Raw genomic sequence first — 21,862 nt, 5'->3', positions numbered from 1 at the left:
AAACGAATGGTGGAAAAAACTGGCGGGCGGGCTGCAAAAGTTTCTGTCCGGCAACTGAGACTGACCAATTATCGTAACTATCGAAGCTTTTCTGCCGACTTTTCCGACGGGCTTGTTGTTTTTACCGGTCATAACGGAGCAGGCAAAACCAATCTGCTTGAAGCGTTGTCGTTTCTTTCTCCCGGGCGGGGGTTACGCCGTGCGGCCTATGATAATGTCATTCGTTCAAATCCCGTATTGGGTTCTGCCTACGGAAATGCTGTCAATCAAAGGGAAGATGAGTCTCTCGAAACCTTTGAAAAATCCGGCAAACAAGAAACCGTCGACTCCGAAACTGCAATAGCCGGTCTGAATTCACCAATCAATGAGGTAGAAGACAGCGGGTTTGTCGTTTTTGCCCAATTACACTCTGCTCTTTATGGAGATGCCAGCATCGGGACAGCTAGTGATATTGCCTCGACTGGACGAAAAATACGGATAAACGGAGAAAGTGTAGCGTCTGACCGGCTCACCGATTATTGCCGCATCAGTTGGCTTGTTCCATCTATGGATGGGCTGTTTACAGGGCCGGCAGCCGATCGCAGACGGTTTCTCGATCGTATGGTTCTGGCAATTGACCCCGCACATGCCCGTCGTGTGTCGGATTTTGAAAAAGCAATGCGTGCGCGAAATCGTCTTTTGACTGATGGCAGTCGTGACGAAGGCTGGTTCAATGCATTGGAAGTCCAGATGGCGGAGCTCGCCATTGCTATTGCCGCTGCCCGTATGGACGTTGTGCGGCTTATTTCCGATATTGAAAATTTTGACAGTGAAGAGACTTTCCCCAGTCCCGTCCTCGACATAGAGGGAACAATCGAAAAGGCATTAGCGCGCAAATCGGCAGTTGATGTCGAAGAGGAGTATAGACAGAGTCTCCATGATAAACGTGAGTCGGATCGTGTTGCCGGACGCACTCTCGAAGGGCCCCATAGAAGCGATATGCTGGTCTATTACGCCAAGAAAAATATGCCTGCCGGCCTTTGTTCAACCGGCGAACAAAAAGCACTTTTGACGGGCCTTGTTCTTTCCCATGCGCAATTGACTTCGGCTATATCGGGCATGACACCGATTCTTCTGTTGGACGAAATGGCAGCCCATCTTGATCTGGGGCGGCGCAAAGTTTTGTTTGATAGTCTTGAAAGGCTCGGTGGACAAACTTTTATGACGGGAACCGACCAACAACTTTTTGCCGATTTGAAAGATAGGGCTCAATTTTTTGAATTATCAAACGGAAGTGTTGTGAACAATTAATAAATATTGGACGACGATGTTCTATGATCTGAAGTGAGCTTGTTGAGCTGGAGAGGAAAATATGGATATGGCAAAAAAGATTACTGTTTTGAACGGACCAAATCTCAATTTTTTAGGCAAACGCGAGCCGGAGATCTACGGTCATGAAACTTTGAAAGATATCGAGGCACTTACCCGGAAATGCGCCCATGCGCACGGATTCGATATCGATTTTCTGCAAAGCAACCTTGAAGGGGAATTGGTAAGTTTCATTCAGGATGCCATAGGGAAAAGTACTGCCATTATCATTAATCCGGCTGCCTATAGCCATACCTCGATTGCGATTCTCGATGCATTGAAAATGTTTGAGGGGCCGGTTGTCGAGGTTCATTTATCGAACATCCACAAAAGAGAAGCCTATCGTCACCACTCGTTTGTGTCGGAACGGGCCGACGCTGTCATTGCAGGCTGTGGAAGTGCCGGTTACCAATTTGCAGTGGAATATATCGTAAAACACGATTTGTGAATCGAAAATTGTCTCAAAAACCGCGCAATATTGACGCAGGGGGGGACAAAACCCTTGCGAATTTTCACCCAAAGAGTAAGACGTGCCTAGATGATGCCACAATTGTACTTGTGGCAACGTCAGTCCAAGTCGGGCTTCTATGTCTTTTTGGGACAATTATTCTGCCTGACGGGGAATGTCGGAGAAGTGGAAAACCCTGCTTTTCCGTGACGAATTAATAGAAATACCCTCGTGCAATAATATGCAATGCATATAAAGAGGCAGGTAGGAATGAAGAACTTTGGTAAACTAACAGGGCTGCTGGGCGTTTTAACATCCGCTTTGCTCTTGTCGGGTTGTGAATTCGATGTTCTAGACCCGGCGGGCTATGTGGCGCGCCATGAGCTAATTTTGATTACTACGTGCGTTATCGTAATGGCGTGTATTGTCGTTCCTGTGATGATCGCTGTTGTCGCTTTCGCAATTAAATACCGTGCTACCAATACCCAAGCAGAATATCTGCCGGATTGGGGGCACTCCAATAAAGTGGAAACCTTCATGTGGGGTATTCCGATTCTTGTCATTATCATTTTGGGAAGTTTGACAGCTTATTTTACATTCAAGCTCGAACCTTCAAAGCCGCTTGATAAAGCTGTTGCGGGAACACAGGAACCGCTCCAGATCGATGCTGTAGCACTCGACTGGAAATGGTTGTTTATCTATCCGCAATATGGCGTTGCTTCGATTAACGAAATCTATGCACCGGAAAACCGTCAGGTTCTGTTGCAGTTGACTTCGGAAAATTCGGTTAACGCTTTCTGGGTTCCACGTCTTGGAACAGTTTTGTATGCAATGCCGCAAATGAATGCGAAGTTGCATCTTATTGCTGATCGCAAGGGCGTATTCAAAGGATCTTCCGCTAATTATAGTGGCGATGGCTTCTCTGAAATGCACTTCAAGTGGAATTCTGTAGCCCAGGCTGATTTTGACAACTGGATTGCCAAAGCTCGTGAAAGCAAAGAAACGCTCGATCGCGCCGGCTACCGTCAGCTTTCATATTCCCCGAAAATGGGTGATGTTGCAGGCAAGCAAAAAGACGCAGAGATTCGCTATTTCTCGCAAGTTGAAAAAGGTCTATATTATCGCATCGTAAACCGTTGCGTTGATGAAGGCACCACTTGCAACGAAGATCAGATGAAATTGGCTGCAGCGAAATCTTTGTGGGGTGAGCTTTGCTCCGTCTTTGATCCCGGTGTGGTTCAGAAGAAATAAAATCATCAAGGAAGGGGCTTTCAGCCTTATAAAGGCAATGTCCCCTCCAAACCGAAATTCATTTAATATGGGTTGAAAAATGTTTGGAAGACTTACAGACCCTGTAGCCGGAGCGTTTCACGCGCTAACGACCGAACCGATCGTCCTTTACACCTGCCTTGTCGTAGTTGCATTGGCCGTCGTTATTCTTGCCGCTATTACGCTGCTCGGCTGGTGGGGAATATTGTGGCGCAATTGGATCACATCTGTTGATCACAAGCGCGTCGGCATTATGTATATCGTCCTTGCAATTGTCATGCTTGTTCGTGGCTTTGCAGATGCTATCATGATGCGTACACACCAAGCGTTCGCGCTTGGATCAGAGAATGCGGGTTATCTACCGCCTGATCACTTTGACCAGATTTTCTCGGCACACGGCACTATCATGATTTTCTTCATGGCAACGCCGTTATTGTTCGGTATTTTGAACTATGTTCTGCCGCTACAACTTGGTGCTCGCGATGTGGCCTTTCCATTTGCCAACAACCTTGGCTTCTGGATTACATGTGCCGGTGCAATTCTCATCAACATTTCGCTCGGTATCGGTAACTTCGGCCGCGGCGGCTGGTTGATGTATCCTCCGTTCTCGGAATTGTTGAATAGCCCGGATACAGGTGTCGACTACTATTTGTGGTCGCTGCAGCTATCCGGTATCGCGACGACGATGGGTGCTGTCAACTTTGTTGCCACTATCGTCAAGTGTCGCGCTCCGGGAATGACAATGTGGAAAATGCCGGTATTCTGCTGGTGCGCATTGGTTTCGAACGTTCTTATCCTTATCATTTATCCGCCGCTGACAGTTGCTTATGCACTTCTTGCCGGCGATCGTTACCTTGATATGAACTTCTTCACCAATACTGCCGGTGGTAACCCGATGGTCTGGATCAACTACGTATGGATTTTCGGTCACCCGGAAGTTTACGTTCTGGTTGTTCCTGCATTCGGTATCATTTCCGAAATTGTTCCGACATTCTCGTCAAAACGCCTTTTCGGTTACACCTCGATGGTTTGGGCTGTCCTTGTTATCTTGATCCTTTCGATCATTGTTTGGGGACACCACTTCTTCACAATGGGTGGCGGCGAAGCCGTTAACACCTTCTTCGGTACTGCAACCATGATTATTGCTATCCCGACCGGTGTTAAGGTCTTTAACTGGCTCTTCACAATGTATAAGGGGCGCATCCGCTTCGAACCCCCGATGTTGTGGTGCATGGGTATGATGTTCACCTTTGTTGGTGGCGGTCTTACCGGTGTTCTGCTCTCGATCGTTCCTTCGGACTGGCAGTTCCACAACTCCTTGTTCCTGGTTGCCCACTTCCACCACACAATTCTTGGTGGTGTTGTGTTCGCTTACCTTGGTGCATTGGCGTTCTGGTTCCCGAAAGCTTTCGGTGTCAAGCCGAACCGCGCATTGGGTATTGCCTCGTTCTGGTGCTGGTTCATCGGCTTCTACGTAGCATTCTTCCCGATCTACGCAGTTGGTTTGATGGGTGCAACACGTCGTTTGCAGCACTATGTCGAACCAAGCTGGCAGCCTTTGTTCATCACAGCAGCCGTAGGTGCATTCATCATCCTTCTTGGTATCCTGTGCTTTGTTCTGCAGGTATTGATCGCCATCTGGTATGGCATCAAGCATAAAGGCAAATTGCCGATCACACAGAACGATCCGTGGGGCGATGCACGTACTCTGGAATGGTCAATTTCTTGCCCGCCTCCTGCTTACAACTTTGCTACAGTCCCTGTCGTTCAAGCGGAAGATGCTTATTGGGATATGAAACAACGTGGTGAGCATCGTAAAACCTCGGGCTTCGAGAAGATCCATATGCCTTCCAACACAATTGCAGGCTTTATTTCCGGCATGTTGATGTTGGTGCTCGGTTTCTCTCTCGTATGGCACATCTGGTGGCTGGCTGTAATTACGTTCGTTGGCTTCATTGTAACCATTCTGCTTCATTCGCTTAATGGAAACCATGCAGGCTATTACATCTCTGCTGAGGACGTACAGAAGACTGAAGACGAATTCAGCGCTGTTCTCAAAGCACAAGGAGTAAAAGCATGAGCGCTACAGCAGTAACGACCGCTCAAGCGGAAAACCATCACGACGGTAGTTCGACAATGGTGTTCGGGTTCTGGGTTTATATCCTTTCCGACCTGATCCTGTTTGCAACTCTGTTCGCCACATTTGCAGTGTTCGCCTCCGCTTACGGCGGCGGCCCTGCAGGCAAAGACTTCATTGAATTGCCTTATGTGCTTTGTGAAACAGCTTTGTTGCTGTTCTCGTCAATCACCTATGGCATGGCAATGGTGCAAGTTCACAAGGGTAATCTCGGCGGGGTAAAAACCTGGCTTGCTATTACTTTCATTCTGGGACTTGCATTCATCGGAATGGAGTTGAACGAATTCCATAAGCTGCTCTGGGGCGTTATGGAAAACGGTGAATTGAAATCCGTTTTCTTCTTTGACCCGAATGCTTATGCTGGAGTTGATCCTGAAACCGGTGTTCGCGTATTCGGTAAAGAAGTTCTGTCGGCTTATTGGTCGTCATTCTTCATGCTGGTTGGCACACACGGTATTCACGTTACGACCGGTTTGATCTGGATGGCATTGATGTTTGCACATCTTGGCCGTCACGGTTTGGATAAAGATAACAAGACTCGTTTGTCCTGTCTTTCTATCTTCTGGCACTTCCTTGACATTATCTGGGTTGGTGTCTTCACCGCCGTCTATCTTTTGGGAGCACTATAATGAGCGAACATGAAGAAGCACACGGTGTAACAACCGGTAAATACATGGTCGGATTCATTCTGGCTGTTATATTGACCCTCGCTTCATTCATTCCTGTTATGCAAGGAATGCTTGATAACTGGGCAGTCAGCACCAAGGTTATTTACCTCATTGGTATGGCTCTCATTCAGATAGTCGTCCAGATTGTTTTCTTCCTCCACCTCAACGAAGGTCCGGATGCGAAGTGGATGGTCGGTTCAATGTGGTTTGGTGCGCTCTGCGTATTCATCGTCCTCGGTGGTACATGGTGGGCAATTTCTCACTTGAACTACAATATGATGGGCGGTTCGGGCCGTATTGTTCAGCCTGATGTTATCGATCAGGTTCCGGGTGGTAGTCCGGTTGCACCTTCGACAGAAGCTGCACCTGCAACACCAGCTACACCTGCTCAATAATCAATATTGTCACTGAAACAATAGAGATATGAAGCCCCGCTTTTAAGCGGGGCTTTTTTTTATCAAGAATTCATAATATTCCTCGCAAATGATTTAACGCCGGAAGGAAAATGCGAGGTTTGTGAATATTCAAAAATTCAGGCGATTTCGGACTGATATATTGTCGTCAATTGCTATCCGGTTTGAAAATTTTTCGACGACTGTTCAGCGTTATAAAGTCGTCGTAAATGCAGGTTTTAGAGAAATTGACCATTTCAAGCGTCGTTTTTCTCTAAGAAACTCACCACAAGTAATCAAAACCTAAAATAGACGATGGCTTCTTGAAGGCATAAACGCTATTTAAAGCGACACGTCGCTTGCAAAAGAAATAGAAGCTTTTACCAGTGACAACGCCTTTTAGGGGTAATTTACCGGCACAATTCCCACCAAGATTGTTGTAGCGGCACATGGAGTCATATGTTGGAAAATGGTGCTCGTAGAATGATAGCATTTATAAACAACCTATCTGCCATCCAATTTGATCCCAAACTTTATGTAACAAGCTCGAAAGCACTAAATCGGCCATAAAGGCACACATGTTACGCGCCTCCGTTAGCCCGGAAAGCCAAATGACGAACGTCAACAATTCTAACGGCCACGATTCCGACGGTTTCCGGTTGCGCCGAGGCTCGCGCATAACGATGCCCACATTTCTGGCGTTCGTAGAATGTATATGCGTGGTGTAAGGTCCTAATGGTCTTTTTCAATTTTGATGGCTGTCATAAACAGTAATGAATAGGTAACAAGTATTCAATTATGCTTGTATCTCGGGAGCCTGTGGGGAGCCGGAATTTTTAAAGCGGTATCCAACCTGTGCGGTCCGCATGAAGCGGAAGATAATCGAAGGAGTAAGGCGCATGCTTACCCCTCCGTTAAAGGTCGGCGTGGCTGGCAGACTGTTTTAGTAGAAATATTCGGTACGTCCCCGACAATTCCAAGGTGCATTAATTCGGCAAGGCGTTAGTTGGTGGAGCACAATTCAATGACGCGCGCTTCACCGGTGAAATCAAAGTGTGAGTTTAGAAGATTGGCTTAATAACACATTTTCAAATTTGAAGGGTGTCGACCGAGAAGAGTATAGTTGGTGTGTAATAGCTGATAGACCATGCGTCATAAGTTTTTTCAGGAGGACATCTAAAAGGGTATTTAATCCTTGCTTGTCGATCCGGAATACGTCAGTTTACCGATGAACACACCAATGCCCGCTCACTTCTGATTGTAAGGCACCATTTCCGAAAATCGAGAAAATGCAGCCGATCAAATTTTTGTAGCGATGCCATATTCTGCGGCAAGGCGTTGATAAATTACCAATAAGCATCGTTAAAAAGACAATGCGTAGGTACGCTATGGAACGGGTAGACCATTGGCGAAAAAATCATCCGGTTTCACCGCAAGCCTGCCGCATTAAATTTTAAATGAAAATTGCTTTTGGAATCATCCAATAAATTTTTGCGTTTATTATGCAGAGTTTGTTCAGAAATGTTCCTCTGTAGAATTCTGATAATTGCCGCGTAGATCCGGCAAATCGCCGCGTTTATAGCAAAAACTTGGCAAATAAAAAGGAAGCAACGGAGCTGCTTCCTATATTTAAGAGATTTACTATATCACGTTAAAGCGGTTCGATCAGGCTTCCTGAACATGCGATTCAAGGAACCACAGGCTCTTGTCGAGCTCACGCGATGCAGCAGTGAAAATATCTGCCGTATCAGCATCTCCGGCTTCGTCAGCCTCGTCAATGGCTTTACGCATGTCATTGGCAGCGTCGCCATAACGTTCGATCAGTGCATTAAGATGATCGTGTACTTTGTAAATATCTGTCGGATAAGCCTTCAATTTCGAGGTACCGGCAACAGCTTGAACGGTTCCCAGCGCTGTACCCCCGAGTTGCGCAACACGTTCGGCAATGATGTCGACATGTTCATCAATCGCATCTCTAAAGCCATCCAGCATTTCATGAACACCGATAAAATTGGAACCCTTCAAGTTCCAGTGTGCCTGCTTTGTGATAAGTGCCAGATCAATCAATGTTGCCAGGTTTTTGTTCAACAAGGCAATTGCAGTTGTCTTCGTGTTTGACGGCATGTCATTACGGGTTTTATGAGTTTTTATCATATTGTCTTAATCTCCGCTTGATTTGAATTGCGTAATATTAAACGCACCAAACGCTAAAAAGTTCCGCTTGGAATTTCTACCCTTGTCAAGCATTCTCAAAGGCAGTGCGGTGATGCAAAAATAGAATACACCTTTCAGGAAATATTCCAATCAAAAAAATAAAATAATTAGCGTTCCTTCGGTTGATATATTTCCATTATCAGCCACATAAACCGAATTTATAAAGGATATTTTTCTCAGAAAATTTTAGAATTAATCTAAAATATTTTTATTTTTTTAGAATGTTATCTTTTATATGAAATAAATATAAATCACTGTACGCTATGATAAAATTTTATATTTATTTTGATTTATATATATTATAAAAACAAACAAAAATAAAAATATCAATAGGTGCGATATTTTTGTTGGCGAAAATTCGTATTTTTGGATCAAACGCACTTTGTGAACGAGATTGATAAGTGATCGCGATCGAGTGCTGCTTTCTAAGAAAGATAAGAGTGGTAATCGTTTCTCTAGCCTTAAGATAAAACCCGTTGCGGGCATAAGATTTTTATAACCTTTTCTTATCCGGAATATAATGTTTATGTTTCTCCTTTTAATCTCTTTCAATATATCTGAAGAATGATGACGAAGTAGCCTCCGAATTGAGACAATCCGATTTTTTTAAGACGCAAAAGCCGCGACGAAAAACGGAAAGATTAATAGATTGAAATAATCGGCGTTAGGGGCATTAGCTATTTTCATAGAGGAAGCTCATGGCTTCGGTTTCGAAACAGGCAGAGGTTTTTGAGGATGCGTAGATATTTGTGAAGGAAAGCCATTGACACAGTGTTCGCAAAAGGCTCAAAAATTCGCCAAATTCGATCCCTCTGTTCTTTTGTTTCAATGAACAATGATTTAATAGACATTGAATGATTACATTAGCATTAGATACAGCTTCTTCAAATTGTGCCGTAGCGTTAATCAACGACGGTCGTGTTCTGGCGCGTGTGAGTGAAAACATCGGAAAAGGACACGCCGAAAAGCTTATTGATCAGATCATTGCGGTGACAAATACGTCAGGGCTTGATCTCGACAAGGTTGATCGCATCGCTGTAAACATCGGTCCGGGGTCGTTTACCGGTGTTCGTATTGGTGTGGCAACAGCACGAGGTCTGGCTTTGGCCTTGAAAAAGCCGGCGGTTGGCGTGAGCTCGCTTGAGGCAATCGGTTTTGAAGCTCTTAAGCGCTTTCCGGAACACCATGTAATAGCTGTCATTGATGCCGGTCGTGACATGGTCTACCGGCAGGATTTTGACGAAAAGCTCGAACCGCTTATACCACCCGAGGTGAAGGCTTGCGAAAACGTTGTTGCGTCCCTTGATAATAAGGCAATCGTTGCAGGCCCGTTTGCCGAAACAATCGCTCATTCTGCAGGCATAGCGGAGAATCGGATTTTTTCTATTGTTGCACCGGATGTTATAAGTTTTGCAATTCTCTCGCAGTCGAAAAAGTCGGACGGTGCTCCGAAGCCGCTTTATTTGCGCGAAGCGGATGCTAAACCGCAAATGGGTTTTTCTCTTCCCAGGAAAAAGGAATGATAAGTTTTCCTTTTTCGAAATCGCGATTTACTATTGCTCCTATCACGTCCGATGATAGTGAGGCTCTACATGAAATACACAGAAAATCATTCTATCATGCATGGGATGAAGAAACCTTCACTTCTTTTTTGACTGATCCACAAATGTTCGGTTTTACTGTGTGTGTAATGGGTAAACCTGAAAAAATATTGGGATTTATTCTTTGTAGATTGGTTATTGATGAAGCAGAAATCATCACAATTGCTGTGCATCCCCGTTATCGTTCAAAAGGAATAGGACGGACACTTATGGACGCCGTTTTCAGATATCTTTATCAGGAACGGGCAAAACAACTTTTTCTTGAAGTTGACGAGACGAATAAAGCAGCTCTTGCTCTCTATAAAAGTTCCGGTTTTAATGAGGTCGGTCGCAGGCCCGGATATTATCAAACCGGTAAAGGCCATAGTGATGCCTTGATCATGCGTAGAACCATTCAGCAAAATGATTGAGATTCCAAAGAAAACCGGATAGATATGCGTTATGAGTGAAGCAAAAGAAAAAAACAGCAATGCCCGCAAGGTTTATATCAAAACCTATGGCTGTCAGATGAATGTCTATGATAGCGAACGCATGGGTGATAGCCTTGACGCAGAAGGCTATGTTGCTACGCAATCTCCTGACGATGCGGACCTTATATTGCTTAATACCTGCCATATTCGTGAAAAAGCTGCCGAAAAACTTTATTCCGATCTGGGGCGTTTGCGCGTTATGCGCGAGGAACGCGATCCTTCGAAGCCCTTGACGATAGGTGTGACGGGGTGTGTTGCCCAAGCCGAGGGGGAAGAAATTCTAAGGCGTGCCCCGACAGTTGATCTGGTGGTGGGGCCACAAACTTATCATCGCCTGCCTGAACTGTTGCGCAAGGTGCACGAGGGCAAAAAGATTGTTGAAACCGAATATGCCGTTGAAGATAAATTTGCCCATCTTCCGCATCATAATCGTCAGGCTGTGAAAAAACGTGGCGTTACGGCTTTTCTGACTGTTCAGGAAGGGTGCGATAAATTCTGCACATTTTGCGTTGTGCCCTATACCCGTGGTTCCGAAGTATCGCGGCCTATCGGACAGATAATCAATGAAGCACGCGAACTTGTTGATGCAGGCGTAAAAGAGATCACTTTGCTTGGGCAGAACGTCAATGGGTGGCATGGTGTTTCGCAAGATGGCAGTCAGTGGCGGTTGGGCAATCTTCTTTATGAGCTTGCAAAGATTGATGGTTTGAAGCGGTTACGTTATACGACAAGTCATCCGCGCGATATGGACGACAGCCTTATTGCAGCTCATGGCAATCTTGAAATGTTGATGCCTTATCTACATCTTCCGGTACAATCAGGTTCCGACCGCATCCTCAAAGCTATGAACCGCCAGCATAAAGCTGCCGATTATTTGAAACTGATTGACCGTATCCGTCAGGCACGTCCGGATATAGCTTTTTCGGGTGATTTTATCGTCGGTTTTCCGGGAGAAACGGATGAGGATTTCGAAGCCACAATGAAGCTTGTTGAAGAAGTCGGCTATAGCTCCGCCTATTCGTTCAAATATTCTCCACGTCCGGGAACACCGGGAGCAACGATGAAAAATCATGTTGACGAAAGTGTCAAAGACGAGCGCCTGCAACGTTTGCAAACTCTCATTCTTGATCAGCAGCACCGGTTTTTAAAGTCGAAAATCGGTGAACGTGTTGAAGTGCTTGTTGAAAAGGCAGGCAGGCATGACGGGCAAATGGTTGGCCGTTCGCCATGGTTGTTACCTGTTGTTGTTTCAACAAATGCGAAAATTGGCGAAATTATTCCGGTCGATATAACCGAAGCTCTTCCGAACAGTCTTTTTGGCAATGCGATAAACTGACAATAATGTTTTTCAATTGGAGCGCTCGTCATCAAAGCGGGTTTTCTTTTGTTTTTTAGTCCATATATTGCTGACAGAAACGGTTTTTTGAGGAGATAGGGTTGAACGATTCAACCGGAACAAAGAAAGCATTGAAGATCGAAGGAACCGGAAAGGTAAAAAAATCCGGCAAAGCGAAGACTGTTGCTTCCACTGTTAAAACAGCTACATCCGATATGGATCATGTTGTACTTGTTTTCGAGGATAATCGGCAAGCAAATGTTGTCTTCGGGCAGTTTGACGAAAATCTGGCTCGCATAGAGCAAAAATTGGGACTTGATATCCGTGCACAGGGAAATGAAGTGTCAATCAGTGGAAACAAGCAGGATATAGAGGTAGCTCGCCAAGCCCTTGATCAGCTTTATGAACTTGCTAAAACCGGCTTGCAACCGGGATTGCCAGATGTTGACGGAGCAATAGCCCTTGCTGCAACATCGGACGCCGGAACTGATCGGGGAAGCCCTGAAAAGGATCCGCCAAAAGTAACGCCGGCCCATATCTCCACACGGAAAAAAACAATCTATGCCCGCACGCCTACACAGGATACCTATATGCGTGCGCTGCAACGAACCGAACTGGTTTTCGGTGTCGGGCCTGCGGGAACAGGTAAAACATATCTTGCCGTTGCCCATGCAGCGATGCTTCTCGAGCGAGGGCTGGTTGAACGGATTATTCTGTCTCGTCCGGCAGTCGAAGCCGGTGAAAGATTGGGCTTTTTACCCGGCGACATGAAAGAAAAAGTCGATCCCTATCTGCGACCTCTTTACGATGCACTTTATGATATGATGCCGGCAGAAAAGATTGAACGCGCAATGGCTGCCGATATTATCGAGATAGCACCACTCGCCTTTATGCGCGGGCGCACGCTTGCGCATTCGGCTGTTATCCTCGATGAAGCGCAAAATACAACGTCAATGCAGATGAAAATGTTTTTAACCCGCCTTGGAGAAGGTTCGCGAATGATCGTAACCGGGGATCCGAGCCAGATCGACTTGCCGTTTGGGCAAAAGTCGGGATTGACCGAAGCAATGCGCATTCTCGATTCCATTGATAATATTGTAACAGTGCACTTTAGCCAAAAGGATGTCGTGCGCCATCCGTTGGTGACGGCTATCGTTACAGCTTATGATCAGGATGCCCGTGCAAATGCAAAAAACCGCGCTTTAGACAATAACGGAAAAAAGAATTTATCAAAATGACAGTGCGTTATGACGTTGCAATAAATGCTGATGGCTGGCAAAGCGAACACAGTTTGAGAATGCTCGTTGATCGTGTGCTTGAAGCCACATTGCATGGCCTCGAATTCGACGATGTCGACAGCGAGCTCAGTCTGGTTTTTACGGACGATGCAAATATACGTACGATAAATGCAAAGTGGCGCCACATAGACAAGGCAACAAATGTCCTTTCATTTCCCGCTTTTCCTATGCAACCGGGGCAGCGACCGGGCCCGATTCTGGGTGATATTGTTATTGCTCGTGAAACGGTTCAACGCGAAGCGCAGGAGGAAAATAAAAGCTTCGATGACCATTTGAGCCATCTTATTGTCCACGGGCTTCTTCATTTGACGGGATATGATCATCAAAACGATGATGAAGCAGAACAAATGGAATCTCTCGAGAGAAAAATTCTCGCTTCTCTTGGTATTTCCGATCCTTATAATGATTGAGTAACAAGATGAATCTTGCTATTGGCGTTTTATACATATATTGAATTATATATGTTTTAATGCGGTAGCAAAAATGTGAAGTATTTTACTTTTGAATATTCTAACTTTAAAAAGTCATGATAGAAAAAACAGATAAATCAATTGAAGACGAGTCTAACCGTTCATCGGCCGGTCAAAGTTCTTCACGATCGCGAAGCAGTGAAAAGAAGTCTTTATTTGCCAATCTTTTTTCTTTTATGCGTTCCCGCAATAATTCTACTTTGCGAGAAGATCTGACAGATGCCCTTTCCGATGGGCAGGGAGATGCAAATTCGTTGTTTTCGCCGGAAGAGCGTCTCATGTTGAACAATATTTTGCGCCTTCGGGAAACCCGTGTAGAGGATGTGATGATACCGCGCTCGGAAATCGAAGCGCTTGATATTACAACGACACTGGCTGAGACATTGATAGAGTTCGAAAAATCCGGTCATTCGCGTATGCCGGTCTATTCGGAAAGTCTCGATGATCCGCGTGGCATGCTGCATATTCGTGATGTTTTGAATTACATTACGCATAAAGCCCAAAGTGGAGAAAAAGAGGGATGCCTTGATTTTTCCAAAGTGGATCTGTCGCAACCTGTCGGCAATCTCGATTTGATACGCAGTGTTCTGTTCGTTCCCGGTTCGATGTTGGCAGGGCAGCTTTTGACACGTATGCAGGCAACCCGAACCCAGATGGCGCTGATTATTGACGAATATGGTGGAACGGATGGCCTTGCTTCAATGGAAGATATTGTCGAACTTGTTGTCGGTGATATCGAAGACGAGCACGATGATGTCGACATGTCCATTATCAAAGAGCCTGATAACAGATGGCTTGTCGATGCCAGTGCCGATCTTGATGAGGTGGAAAAAGCGCTGGGACCGGATTTCAAGGTGGGCGAACATGGAGAAGACGTCGATACAATCGGCGGACTTATTGTTTCAACATTGGATCGGATACCGGCAAAAGGCGAAGTTGTCGAAGCAGTTCCCGGGTATCAGTTCCGTATTCTCGAAGCCGACAAACGCCGCATCAAACGGATCAGAATCCAACCTTTACAGAACCATCCAAAGCAGGAAAAGGAGAACACCCCGTCCGATTTATAAAACGGGTGTTTCGTATTTTCTTTCCTGTCACAATCAATCTTCTTGTCGGATGTTGAAATTCCAGAGGTAAAAGGCAAGTGGGGGAAACCGGACATGCAGATTTTGGCAGGACTAACCACTTACATCGGAAAGCTTAAAGGCTCGAAACAGCATTTTGTAAGCTTTGTCTGTGGTGGAATAACAGCTCTTGCAACTGCGCCTTTGTACTTCTTCCCGCTGGCTTTTGTTACTTTCCCCGTTCTGGTTTTGTTGCTCGATAAGGTTGCTGTCGCCTCCAGTCTGAAGCAGCGCTTCAAGCTCGGCTTTCTGACTTGCTTCAGCTTTGGTTTCGGCTATTTCGTTTTCAGTCTTTGGTGGCTTTCCAGTGCCATGCTGGTCGACCCCATAAGCTTTGGTTGGGCCATTCCTTTAGCAATTTTCGGGCTTCCGTTTTATCTTGCGCTTTACTGGGGGCTTGCAGGCGGGCTTGTTATTCTGTTTTGGAAAAAGGGGCTATCCCGTCTGTTCGCTTTGGCGTTCGCTCTCGGTATTGCCGAATATTTGCGTTCCACTTTGTTTACCGGCTTTCCCTGGAATGCAATTGGCTACACAATTATGCCGACACCGCTTTTTATGCAATCCGACGCAGTGGTTGGTCTTTACGGAATGAATGCGCTCGCCGTGCTTCTTTATTCAATGCCAGCCACTTTTTTTGACAAAAACCACCGGTGGCTTGCCTTAATAATCGGCGTTATTCTTTTTGGTGCACATACGGGGTTCGGTGCTATCCGGCTTTATGAAGCACCTCCGATCAATGACTATGACAATGCCAACACGTGGGTAAGACTCATACAACCGTCCATTAAACAGGACGAGAAACTTGACAATCAGGTTCGCTATGCAATGTTCGATGCGCATATGCAACTGAGCGAAAAACCGCTCACAAATGGTGCGCATGAACCTGCCTATATTGTTTGGCCGGAAACCGCAGTGCCCTATATACTGGACTATGTGCCGGAAGCAAAAATGCGCATCGCTTCCATTCTCGAACCGGATCAATGGGCAATTGTCGGGGCAGTTCGGAGCAGTGGCGCACCGAATGACGAAAACAATAAATATTTCAATACAATTGAAACAATTGATGGTAACGGCAATATTCTGTCGTCTTCGGACAAGGTGCATCTTGTCCCGTTTGGCGAATATTTGCCCTTCCAGAGTTTTTTTGACAAAATAGGTCTTCATGCATTGGCTGTAATGGCAGGGGGGTACAGTAGCACACCGATACGAAAAACTGTGAAGATGCCGGATGGTTTTGTCTTTCTACCGATGATTTGCTATGAGGTGATTTTTCCTGATGGTATGAACTATGAAGGTGAAAAACCTCAAGCGATTTTAAACGTTACCAATGACGGATGGTTTGGTGTCACACCGGGACCATACCAGCATTTCGATCAGGCGCGTTTACGTGCTGTTGAAATGGGAATTCCACTTATACGTGCAGCCAATAATGGAATTTCGGCAGTCGTTGACCCCTATGGGCGAATCGTGCGGTGTTTGGACCTCGATAAAATCGGTTTAATTGATGCGCCAATACCCTCTTCCATTGTTCCGATATGGAACACGAAAACAAAATTTATTCAACCTTTCACGATATTTTTTGTTATACTGATATTAAGTTTAATGTTTGGGTTTGTAAAAAATGGACACTCGATTGACAAGTGCTAATCAATGGGGTGTTATGCGCATGAAAATTGGTTCCAGCGGGGGACCGATACTAAAACCCCTAAATAACAAGATCATCTGCATTTGTTTATAGACTTATGAAGATGGATAAGTATTGACGCGAGAAAGTTAGATCATGTCCGCACCCAAAAAAATACCCGCCCCGACTGATGTTTATGTGGGAAGCCGCATCAGACTACGGCGAAATATGCTTGGGCTCAGTCAGGAAAAATTGGGGGAGAAGCTCGGCATTACCTTCCAGCAGATACAAAAATATGAAAAGGGCACCAATCGTGTCGGTGCCAGCCGCCTTCAGGCGATCTCCGAAATTCTTGATGTGCCGGTATCCTATTTTTTCGAGGAAGCGCCGGGCACCCGTACGTCGGAAAGTTTTTATGAGAGAGATAATAATTTCATGGATTTTTGTTCGAGTAATGAGGGAATTCAGCTTCTGCGTGCTTTTACCAATATCAAGGATCCGAAAGTCCGGCGCAAAATCATCGATTTGGCAAAAGCACTTTCTGAAGACGAAAAATCGAATTCCTTGTAGATGCATTCTTTATTGAAAACGCGGGAAAAATTCCAAACGGTATTTTCGATTGATCATTTTAAATCCAATTTGAAATTTATTGATTTTTTTAAAGAAATTTCTGTGCCTAGGTCGCTTCATTATTTTTCAAGTAGGCCTGATCAACTGGTCGCTTACATATCAAAATTGTTATTCCGAATGGCGAATATCACATTTATTTCATGGTTCACGCTAAAACGGCATTGACGCAATTCGACAAGCTTGGCAAATAAAGCAATTGTCGTTTTTCTTTTTGGAGTATCCGGAAAGAATGCAAACGTCGTCTTTCTAGAGGGGTTTCCCGTGTCTCATCAGAATTATCTTTTTACCAGTGAATCGGTATCGGAAGGTCATCCCGATAAAGTTTGTGACCGTATTTCGGATGAAATTGTCGATATGATCTATAAGGAAGCATCCAAATCGGGTGTTGATCCATGGTCTGTCCGTGTTGCCTGTGAAACTCTGGCAACCACAAATCGGGTTATTATCGCCGGCGAAGTCCGCGTGCCTGATACACTTCTGAAAAAAGATAAAAATGGCAAGCTTGTCCATGACAAGAAGGGAGATCCGGTTATCAACCCGTCACGCTTCCGTTCGGCTGCTCGTCGTGCAATTCGCGCAATCGGTTACGAACAGGAAGGCTTTCACTGGAAAACAGTGAAGATTGATGTTTTGTTGCATTCCCAATCTGCAGATATTGCCCAAGGCGTCGATAACGCATCCGACCGACAGGGAGAAGAAGGTGCAGGTGATCAAGGCATCATGTTTGGCTATGCATGTAGGGAAACACCGGATTTGATGCCGGCACCAATTTACTATGCCCATAAAATTCTCGAAACATTGTCGATTGCCCGCCATCTTGACGAAGGCGAAGCAAGCAAGCTTGGACCGGATGCAAAAAGTCAGGTAACTGTTCGTTATGAAAACGACAAACCGGTAGAAGTGGTCTCCATTGTTCTTTCTACCCAACATATTGATCCGACATGGGATTCAAAGAAAGTGCGCTCTGTCGTCGAACCATATATCCGTCAAGCATTGAGCGATATAAAAATTGCAGACAATTGTAATTGGTATATCAATCCGACAGGAAAATTTGTTATTGGTGGTCCGGATGGAGATGCCGGTCTTACCGGGCGTAAAATTATTGTTGATACTTATGGTGGTGCAGCTCCTCATGGCGGTGGTGCATTCTCCGGTAAAGATACCACCAAAGTTGACCGTTCGGCGGCCTACGCAGCACGCTACCTTGCCAAGAATGTCGTTGCGGCCGGACTTGCCGATCGTTGCACAATCCAACTTTCTTACGCAATCGGCGTCGCACAACCTCTTTCGATCTATGTCAATCTGCATGGAACCGGCAAAGTTGATGAAGGTGTTGTCGAAGCTGCAATCCGCAAAGTTATGGATTTGTCTCCATCGGGAATCCGCAAGCATCTTGAACTCAATAAAGCAATTTACGCAAAAACATCTGCTTATGGTCATTTCGGCCGCAAGCCGGGGCGGGACGGCTCGTTCTCGTGGGAACGGACAAATCTCGTCAAGGCGCTGAAAGAGGCAATCAAGGCGGCGTAATGGACGGATATAAAGAACGGGCAAGCGAGGCTTTCTTTGGACGACGTCGGGGAAAGGCATTGCGTGCTGCCCAGATAAAACGCGAAGAGACATTGCTTCCCGTTCTTGCATTGGATTTGTCAACGCCTGCACCTGAAAGGCTCGCCGACCTATTCAATAATTCCGGAGACGCAAAAAACAATTACGAAGATATACGCATTGAAATCGGTTTTGGTGGTGGCGAACATCTCGCCCATGAAATGGATAGATTCCCTCAAACCGGTTTTATCGGTGTCGAGCCATTCATTAACGGAATGGCCAAAATGCTCGGTGCTTTGGAAGATAATCAAGAAAGATTGAAACATATACGGCTTTATGATGATGATGCCACACGGTTGCTCGACTGGTTGCCGCCATCATCAATTGCCGGAATAGATCTTTTCTATCCTGACCCTTGGCCGAAGAAGAAACACTGGAAACGCCGCTTCGTGAATATGAAGAATCTCGATCGTTTTGCGCGTGTTTTGAAATCCGGAGCCAAGTTCCGGTTTGCTTCCGATATTGATACTTATGTGAACTGGACACTTTTTCACTGTGCACATCATCCGGATTTTATCTGGTCAGCCAATGGGTCGGCAGATTGGAAATTGCCTTTTGAAGCCTGGCCGGGAACGCGCTATGAAGAAAAGGCATTGCGGGAAGGGCGCGTACCCGCTTATCTCACATTTGTCAGAAAATAGAGGTAACTCTTCAAAATTATCGGGCGGAAATATTGCCTGAAGAACAGTCTTAAACATTCGAAATGTTCTACTTGAAAACAAAATTCATCAGGTGTATATTATAGAAAATTCTTGATCATTTGATGAAGAGTGGGTTTTCCGAGCCCGCTCTTTTTTGTTACCGGAATGGTTTGATTTATATTTGGAAAAGTTGGGTATGAGCGAGAGCGGACAAGCAATTGATTTGGATGAACCACGTCTTTTTGAAGAAAAAGGCGTTGAAGCACGTGTCGTTGCAATTGTTGCTCCTGTGTTAAGACCTCTTGGCTACCGGATTGTTCGTGTCCGCTTATCCGGTCTTAATGGGCTTACTTTGCAAATTATGGCCGAACGTGGCGATGGTACAATGACAATCAAGGATTGCGAGGAAGTCAGTGGTGTCGTTTCTCCTATTCTTGATGTTGAAGATATCATTGAGCGAAAATACCATCTGGAAATTTCTTCGCCCGGAATTGATCGTCCACTCGTCAGAAAATCCGATTTTTCGCGTTGGCAAGGCCATATTGCAAAAATAGAAACAACTGGAATGATAGATGGGCGAAAGAAATTTCGCGGGACAATCAGTGATGTCGACGAGGATGGTTTTGTTCTCAATACAGATAAGGCAGCCTATGGCGAAGCTTTGGCTGTGCGAGTTCCATTCAGCGAGATAGCTGATGCGCATCTTGTTTTGACCGATGATCTTATCCGTGATGCACTGGCAAAAGACAAAGCGTTGCGTCAGCAGCTCATTCCGGATGATGATCTTGGGCCCGATAGCGGTTCTAAAAAACCGGAGAATTCGGGTAAGACACAAAAGAGTTTGAAAGGCGGGGACAGTCGAAAAAAGTCCAAGCCGGAAAAGAAATAACTTAGTCGATGCCGTGAAGCGGCACAAAGAAGGAGAGAATCAATGGCTGTAAGCGCTAATAGGCTTGAACTTCTGCAAATCGCAGATGCCGTTGCCCGCGAAAAGTCGATTGACCGTGAAATTGTCATTTCTGCAATGGCTGATGCCATCCAGAAAGCTGCGCGGTCACGCTATGGTCAGGAAACCAATATCCGTGCCGATATCAATTCCAAAACCGGCGAAATCAAGTTGCAGCGTTTGCTGGAAGTTGTCGACACGGTTGACGATTATGCGACACAGATTTCTCTGGAAGACGCAAGAAAACGCAAACCTGATGCTGAAATCGGCGATTTCTTGTCGGATCCGCTGCCGCCAATGGAATTCGGGCGCATTGCTGCCCAGTCGGCCAAGCAGGTCATCGTCCAGAAAGTGCGTGAGGCAGAGCGCGATCACCAATACGAGGAATATAAGGATAAGGTTGGCGAAATTGTTTCCGGCACTGTCAAACGCGTAGAATATGGCAATGTCATTGTCGATCTGGGACGTGGTGAGGCAATTGTTCGTCGTGACGAACTCATTCCGCGTGAGTCGTTCCGTTATGGCGATCGTATTCGTGCTTATGTCTATGATGTCCGGCGCGAACAACGCGGGCCGCAGATTTTCCTTTCGCGTACCCATCCGCAATTTATGGCCAAGCTTTTCACTATGGAAGTTCCGGAAATTTATGACGGCATTATCGAAATCAAGTCGGTTGCCCGTGATCCCGGTTCACGTGCAAAGATTGCCGTCGTTTCGCGCGATGGCTCGATTGATCCGGTTGGCGCATGCGTTGGTATGCGTGGTAGCCGCGTTCAGGCTGTTGTCAACGAACTTCAGGGCGAGAAGATTGATATTATCCCGTGGTCTCCTGATGCAGCAACATTTATTGTTAACGCTTTGCAACCGGCAGAAGTGGCTAAAGTTGTTCTTGATGAAGATGCAGAACGTATCGAAGTTGTTGTGCCTGATGACCAGCTTAGCCTTGCAATCGGACGGCGTGGTCAAAATGTCCGTCTTGCTTCGCAATTGACAGGCTGGGATATCGATATCCTTACAGAACAGGAAGAATCCGAAAATCGGCAGAAAGAGTTTGCAAAACGTAGCAAATTGTTCATGGAAGCTCTGGATGTTGACGAGATGGTTGCACAGGTCCTTGCTTCCGAAGGCTTCGCTTCTATTGAAGAAATTGCCTATGTTGATCCGGATGAAATCAGCTCGATTGAAGGGTTTGACGAAGAAACCGCTTCCGAAATCCAGCAACGTGCGAAAGACTATATCGATAAACAGGAAGCCGAACTCGACAAGAAACGTAAGAAACTTGGTGTTTCCGACGAATTACGTGAATTGCCGGGAATGACAACGGCGATGATGGTTGCCGTCGGTGAGGATGGCGTCAAAACGATTGAGGACTTTGCCGGTTATGCCGTTGATGATCTGGCCGGTTGGCGCGAACGTAAAGATGGCGAAACACAGAATTTTGCCGGTGTTCTTACACCGTTCGATATAAGTCGCGCCGATGCCGAAGCAATGGTTGTCGCTGCCCGTTTGAAAGCCGGCTGGATGACAGAAGAAGATCTTCATAAGCCGGAAGAGAACGATGGGGCTGAGGAAAATACACAAGCGGCAACATCTGAAGATTCTACAAAAACTGCCGAAACAGAAACGCCGGCTGAATAGG

Annotated in this window: 19 protein-coding genes; 18 read left to right on the top strand and 1 reads right to left on the bottom strand. The window is 45.8% G+C overall.

The window, feature by feature from the left end:
• Positions 1 to 6 precede the first annotated feature (6 nt).
• The 6 genes from PEB0122_RS00725 to cyoD all read left to right on the top strand — a co-directional run bounded on the left by PEB0122_RS00725 (position 7) and on the right by cyoD (position 6,264).
• Complete coding sequence (locus PEB0122_RS00725) at positions 7 to 1,290, top strand: DNA replication/repair protein RecF (protein WP_075915233.1); 1,284 nt, start codon at positions 7 to 9, stop codon at positions 1,288 to 1,290.
• A 67-nt stretch (positions 1,291 to 1,357) separates the two neighbouring features.
• On the top strand, positions 1,358 to 1,795 hold the full coding sequence (gene aroQ, locus PEB0122_RS00720; protein WP_075915642.1) for a type II 3-dehydroquinate dehydratase: 438 nt from the start codon (positions 1,358 to 1,360) through the stop codon (positions 1,793 to 1,795).
• 270 nt (positions 1,796 to 2,065) lie between these two features.
• A complete protein-coding gene (gene cyoA, locus PEB0122_RS00715) occupies positions 2,066 to 3,046 on the top strand; it encodes a ubiquinol oxidase subunit II (protein ID WP_075869723.1) in 981 nt (326 codons plus the stop codon).
• A gap of 79 nt (positions 3,047 to 3,125) precedes the next feature.
• Positions 3,126 to 5,144 (top strand): cytochrome o ubiquinol oxidase subunit I, encoded by a 2,019-nt coding sequence (cyoB, locus tag PEB0122_RS00710; protein WP_075915232.1) that lies wholly within the window; start codon positions 3,126 to 3,128, stop codon positions 5,142 to 5,144.
• A complete protein-coding gene (locus tag PEB0122_RS00705) occupies positions 5,141 to 5,830 on the top strand; it encodes a cytochrome (ubi)quinol oxidase subunit III (protein ID WP_075869725.1) in 690 nt (229 codons plus the stop codon). Before cyoB ends, PEB0122_RS00705 begins: the two co-directional genes overlap by 4 nt.
• Complete coding sequence (gene cyoD, locus PEB0122_RS00700; RefSeq protein ID WP_083639763.1) at positions 5,830 to 6,264, top strand: cytochrome o ubiquinol oxidase subunit IV; 435 nt, start codon at positions 5,830 to 5,832, stop codon at positions 6,262 to 6,264. Before PEB0122_RS00705 ends, cyoD begins: the two co-directional genes overlap by 1 nt.
• Before the next feature lie 1,662 nt (positions 6,265 to 7,926).
• On the opposite strand, the gene dps is transcribed toward cyoD, so the two are convergent.
• The gene (dps, locus tag PEB0122_RS00695) at positions 7,927 to 8,415 is read right to left on the bottom strand and encodes a DNA starvation/stationary phase protection protein Dps (RefSeq protein WP_075869726.1); all 489 of its coding nucleotides are present in this window, start codon (positions 8,413 to 8,415) and stop codon (positions 7,927 to 7,929) included.
• 914 nt (positions 8,416 to 9,329) lie between these two features.
• On the opposite strand from dps, the gene tsaB reads away from it, so the two are divergent.
• The 12 genes from tsaB (at position 9,330) to nusA (ending at position 21,861) form a co-directional block, all read left to right on the top strand.
• Positions 9,330 to 9,998: a tRNA (adenosine(37)-N6)-threonylcarbamoyltransferase complex dimerization subunit type 1 TsaB gene (gene tsaB / locus PEB0122_RS00690; protein WP_075915231.1), complete on the top strand. Its 669-nt coding sequence runs from the start codon at positions 9,330 to 9,332 to the stop codon at positions 9,996 to 9,998.
• Positions 9,995 to 10,486 (top strand): ribosomal protein S18-alanine N-acetyltransferase, encoded by a 492-nt coding sequence (rimI, locus tag PEB0122_RS00685; RefSeq protein ID WP_075915230.1) that lies wholly within the window; start codon positions 9,995 to 9,997, stop codon positions 10,484 to 10,486. The genes tsaB and rimI overlap by 4 nt, the downstream gene beginning before the upstream one ends.
• Before the next feature lie 31 nt (positions 10,487 to 10,517).
• A complete protein-coding gene (gene miaB, locus PEB0122_RS00680) occupies positions 10,518 to 11,882 on the top strand; it encodes a tRNA (N6-isopentenyl adenosine(37)-C2)-methylthiotransferase MiaB (protein ID WP_075915229.1) in 1,365 nt (454 codons plus the stop codon).
• 215 nt (positions 11,883 to 12,097) lie between these two features.
• Positions 12,098 to 13,120 (top strand): PhoH family protein, encoded by a 1,023-nt coding sequence (locus PEB0122_RS00675; RefSeq protein WP_075915640.1) that lies wholly within the window; start codon positions 12,098 to 12,100, stop codon positions 13,118 to 13,120.
• Positions 13,117 to 13,590 carry an rRNA maturation RNase YbeY gene (gene ybeY, locus PEB0122_RS00670; RefSeq protein WP_075915228.1) on the top strand — a complete coding sequence of 158 codons (474 nt, stop codon included), beginning with the start codon at positions 13,117 to 13,119 and terminating at the stop codon, positions 13,588 to 13,590. The genes PEB0122_RS00675 and ybeY overlap by 4 nt, the downstream gene beginning before the upstream one ends.
• Before the next feature lie 116 nt (positions 13,591 to 13,706).
• Complete coding sequence (locus PEB0122_RS00665) at positions 13,707 to 14,717, top strand: hemolysin family protein (protein ID WP_075869731.1); 1,011 nt, start codon at positions 13,707 to 13,709, stop codon at positions 14,715 to 14,717.
• Positions 14,718 to 14,810: 93 nt separating this feature from the next.
• On the top strand, positions 14,811 to 16,421 hold the full coding sequence (gene lnt / locus PEB0122_RS00660; RefSeq protein WP_075915637.1) for an apolipoprotein N-acyltransferase: 1,611 nt from the start codon (positions 14,811 to 14,813) through the stop codon (positions 16,419 to 16,421).
• A gap of 133 nt (positions 16,422 to 16,554) precedes the next feature.
• Positions 16,555 to 16,968: a helix-turn-helix domain-containing protein gene (locus tag PEB0122_RS00655; RefSeq protein WP_075915227.1), complete on the top strand. Its 414-nt coding sequence runs from the start codon at positions 16,555 to 16,557 to the stop codon at positions 16,966 to 16,968.
• A gap of 321 nt (positions 16,969 to 17,289) precedes the next feature.
• Positions 17,290 to 18,558 carry a methionine adenosyltransferase gene (gene metK / locus PEB0122_RS00645; RefSeq protein ID WP_075915635.1) on the top strand — a complete coding sequence of 423 codons (1,269 nt, stop codon included), beginning with the start codon at positions 17,290 to 17,292 and terminating at the stop codon, positions 18,556 to 18,558.
• Entirely contained in the window at positions 18,558 to 19,277 is a 720-nt protein-coding gene (gene trmB / locus PEB0122_RS00640) for a tRNA (guanine(46)-N(7))-methyltransferase TrmB (RefSeq protein WP_075915225.1), read from the top strand. The genes metK and trmB overlap by 1 nt, the downstream gene beginning before the upstream one ends.
• A gap of 196 nt (positions 19,278 to 19,473) precedes the next feature.
• A complete protein-coding gene (rimP, locus tag PEB0122_RS00635; RefSeq protein WP_083650190.1) occupies positions 19,474 to 20,166 on the top strand; it encodes a ribosome maturation factor RimP in 693 nt (230 codons plus the stop codon).
• 42 nt (positions 20,167 to 20,208) lie between these two features.
• The gene (gene nusA / locus PEB0122_RS00630) at positions 20,209 to 21,861 is read left to right on the top strand and encodes a transcription termination factor NusA (protein WP_075913582.1); all 1,653 of its coding nucleotides are present in this window, start codon (positions 20,209 to 20,211) and stop codon (positions 21,859 to 21,861) included.
• Position 21,862 lies beyond the last annotated feature (1 nt).

The sequence above is a fragment of the Ditibartonella apis genome (assembly GCF_001952075.1).
Lineage (GTDB): Bacteria > Pseudomonadota > Alphaproteobacteria > Rhizobiales > Rhizobiaceae > Bartonella > Bartonella apis.
Note: the sequence above shows the minus strand (reverse complement) of the source record. Positions and strands in the feature narration are given on the sequence as shown.

Excerpts from the sequence above, each read along its gene's own strand:
- PEB0122_RS00725 (WP_075915233.1), top strand. The coding sequence starts at position 7 with ATGGTGGAAAAAACTGGCGGGCGGGCTGCAAAAGTTTCTGTCCGGCAA.
- aroQ (WP_075915642.1), top strand. The coding sequence starts at position 1,358 with ATGGCAAAAAAGATTACTGTTTTGAACGGACCAAATCTCAATTTTTTA.
- cyoA (WP_075869723.1), top strand. The coding sequence starts at position 2,066 with ATGAAGAACTTTGGTAAACTAACAGGGCTGCTGGGCGTTTTAACATCC.
- cyoB (WP_075915232.1), top strand. The coding sequence starts at position 3,126 with ATGTTTGGAAGACTTACAGACCCTGTAGCCGGAGCGTTTCACGCGCTA.
- PEB0122_RS00705 (WP_075869725.1), top strand. The coding sequence starts at position 5,141 with ATGAGCGCTACAGCAGTAACGACCGCTCAAGCGGAAAACCATCACGAC.
- cyoD (WP_083639763.1), top strand. The coding sequence starts at position 5,830 with ATGAGCGAACATGAAGAAGCACACGGTGTAACAACCGGTAAATACATG.
- dps (WP_075869726.1), bottom strand. The coding sequence starts at position 8,415 with ATGATAAAAACTCATAAAACCCGTAATGACATGCCGTCAAACACGAAG.
- tsaB (WP_075915231.1), top strand. The coding sequence starts at position 9,330 with ATGATTACATTAGCATTAGATACAGCTTCTTCAAATTGTGCCGTAGCG.
- rimI (WP_075915230.1), top strand. The coding sequence starts at position 9,995 with ATGATAAGTTTTCCTTTTTCGAAATCGCGATTTACTATTGCTCCTATC.
- miaB (WP_075915229.1), top strand. The coding sequence starts at position 10,518 with ATGAGTGAAGCAAAAGAAAAAAACAGCAATGCCCGCAAGGTTTATATC.
- PEB0122_RS00675 (WP_075915640.1), top strand. The coding sequence starts at position 12,098 with ATGGATCATGTTGTACTTGTTTTCGAGGATAATCGGCAAGCAAATGTT.
- ybeY (WP_075915228.1), top strand. The coding sequence starts at position 13,117 with ATGACAGTGCGTTATGACGTTGCAATAAATGCTGATGGCTGGCAAAGC.
- PEB0122_RS00665 (WP_075869731.1), top strand. The coding sequence starts at position 13,707 with ATGATAGAAAAAACAGATAAATCAATTGAAGACGAGTCTAACCGTTCA.
- lnt (WP_075915637.1), top strand. The coding sequence starts at position 14,811 with ATGCAGATTTTGGCAGGACTAACCACTTACATCGGAAAGCTTAAAGGC.
- PEB0122_RS00655 (WP_075915227.1), top strand. The coding sequence starts at position 16,555 with ATGTCCGCACCCAAAAAAATACCCGCCCCGACTGATGTTTATGTGGGA.
- trmB (WP_075915225.1), top strand. The coding sequence starts at position 18,558 with ATGGACGGATATAAAGAACGGGCAAGCGAGGCTTTCTTTGGACGACGT.
- rimP (WP_083650190.1), top strand. The coding sequence starts at position 19,474 with ATGAGCGAGAGCGGACAAGCAATTGATTTGGATGAACCACGTCTTTTT.
- nusA (WP_075913582.1), top strand. The coding sequence starts at position 20,209 with ATGGCTGTAAGCGCTAATAGGCTTGAACTTCTGCAAATCGCAGATGCC.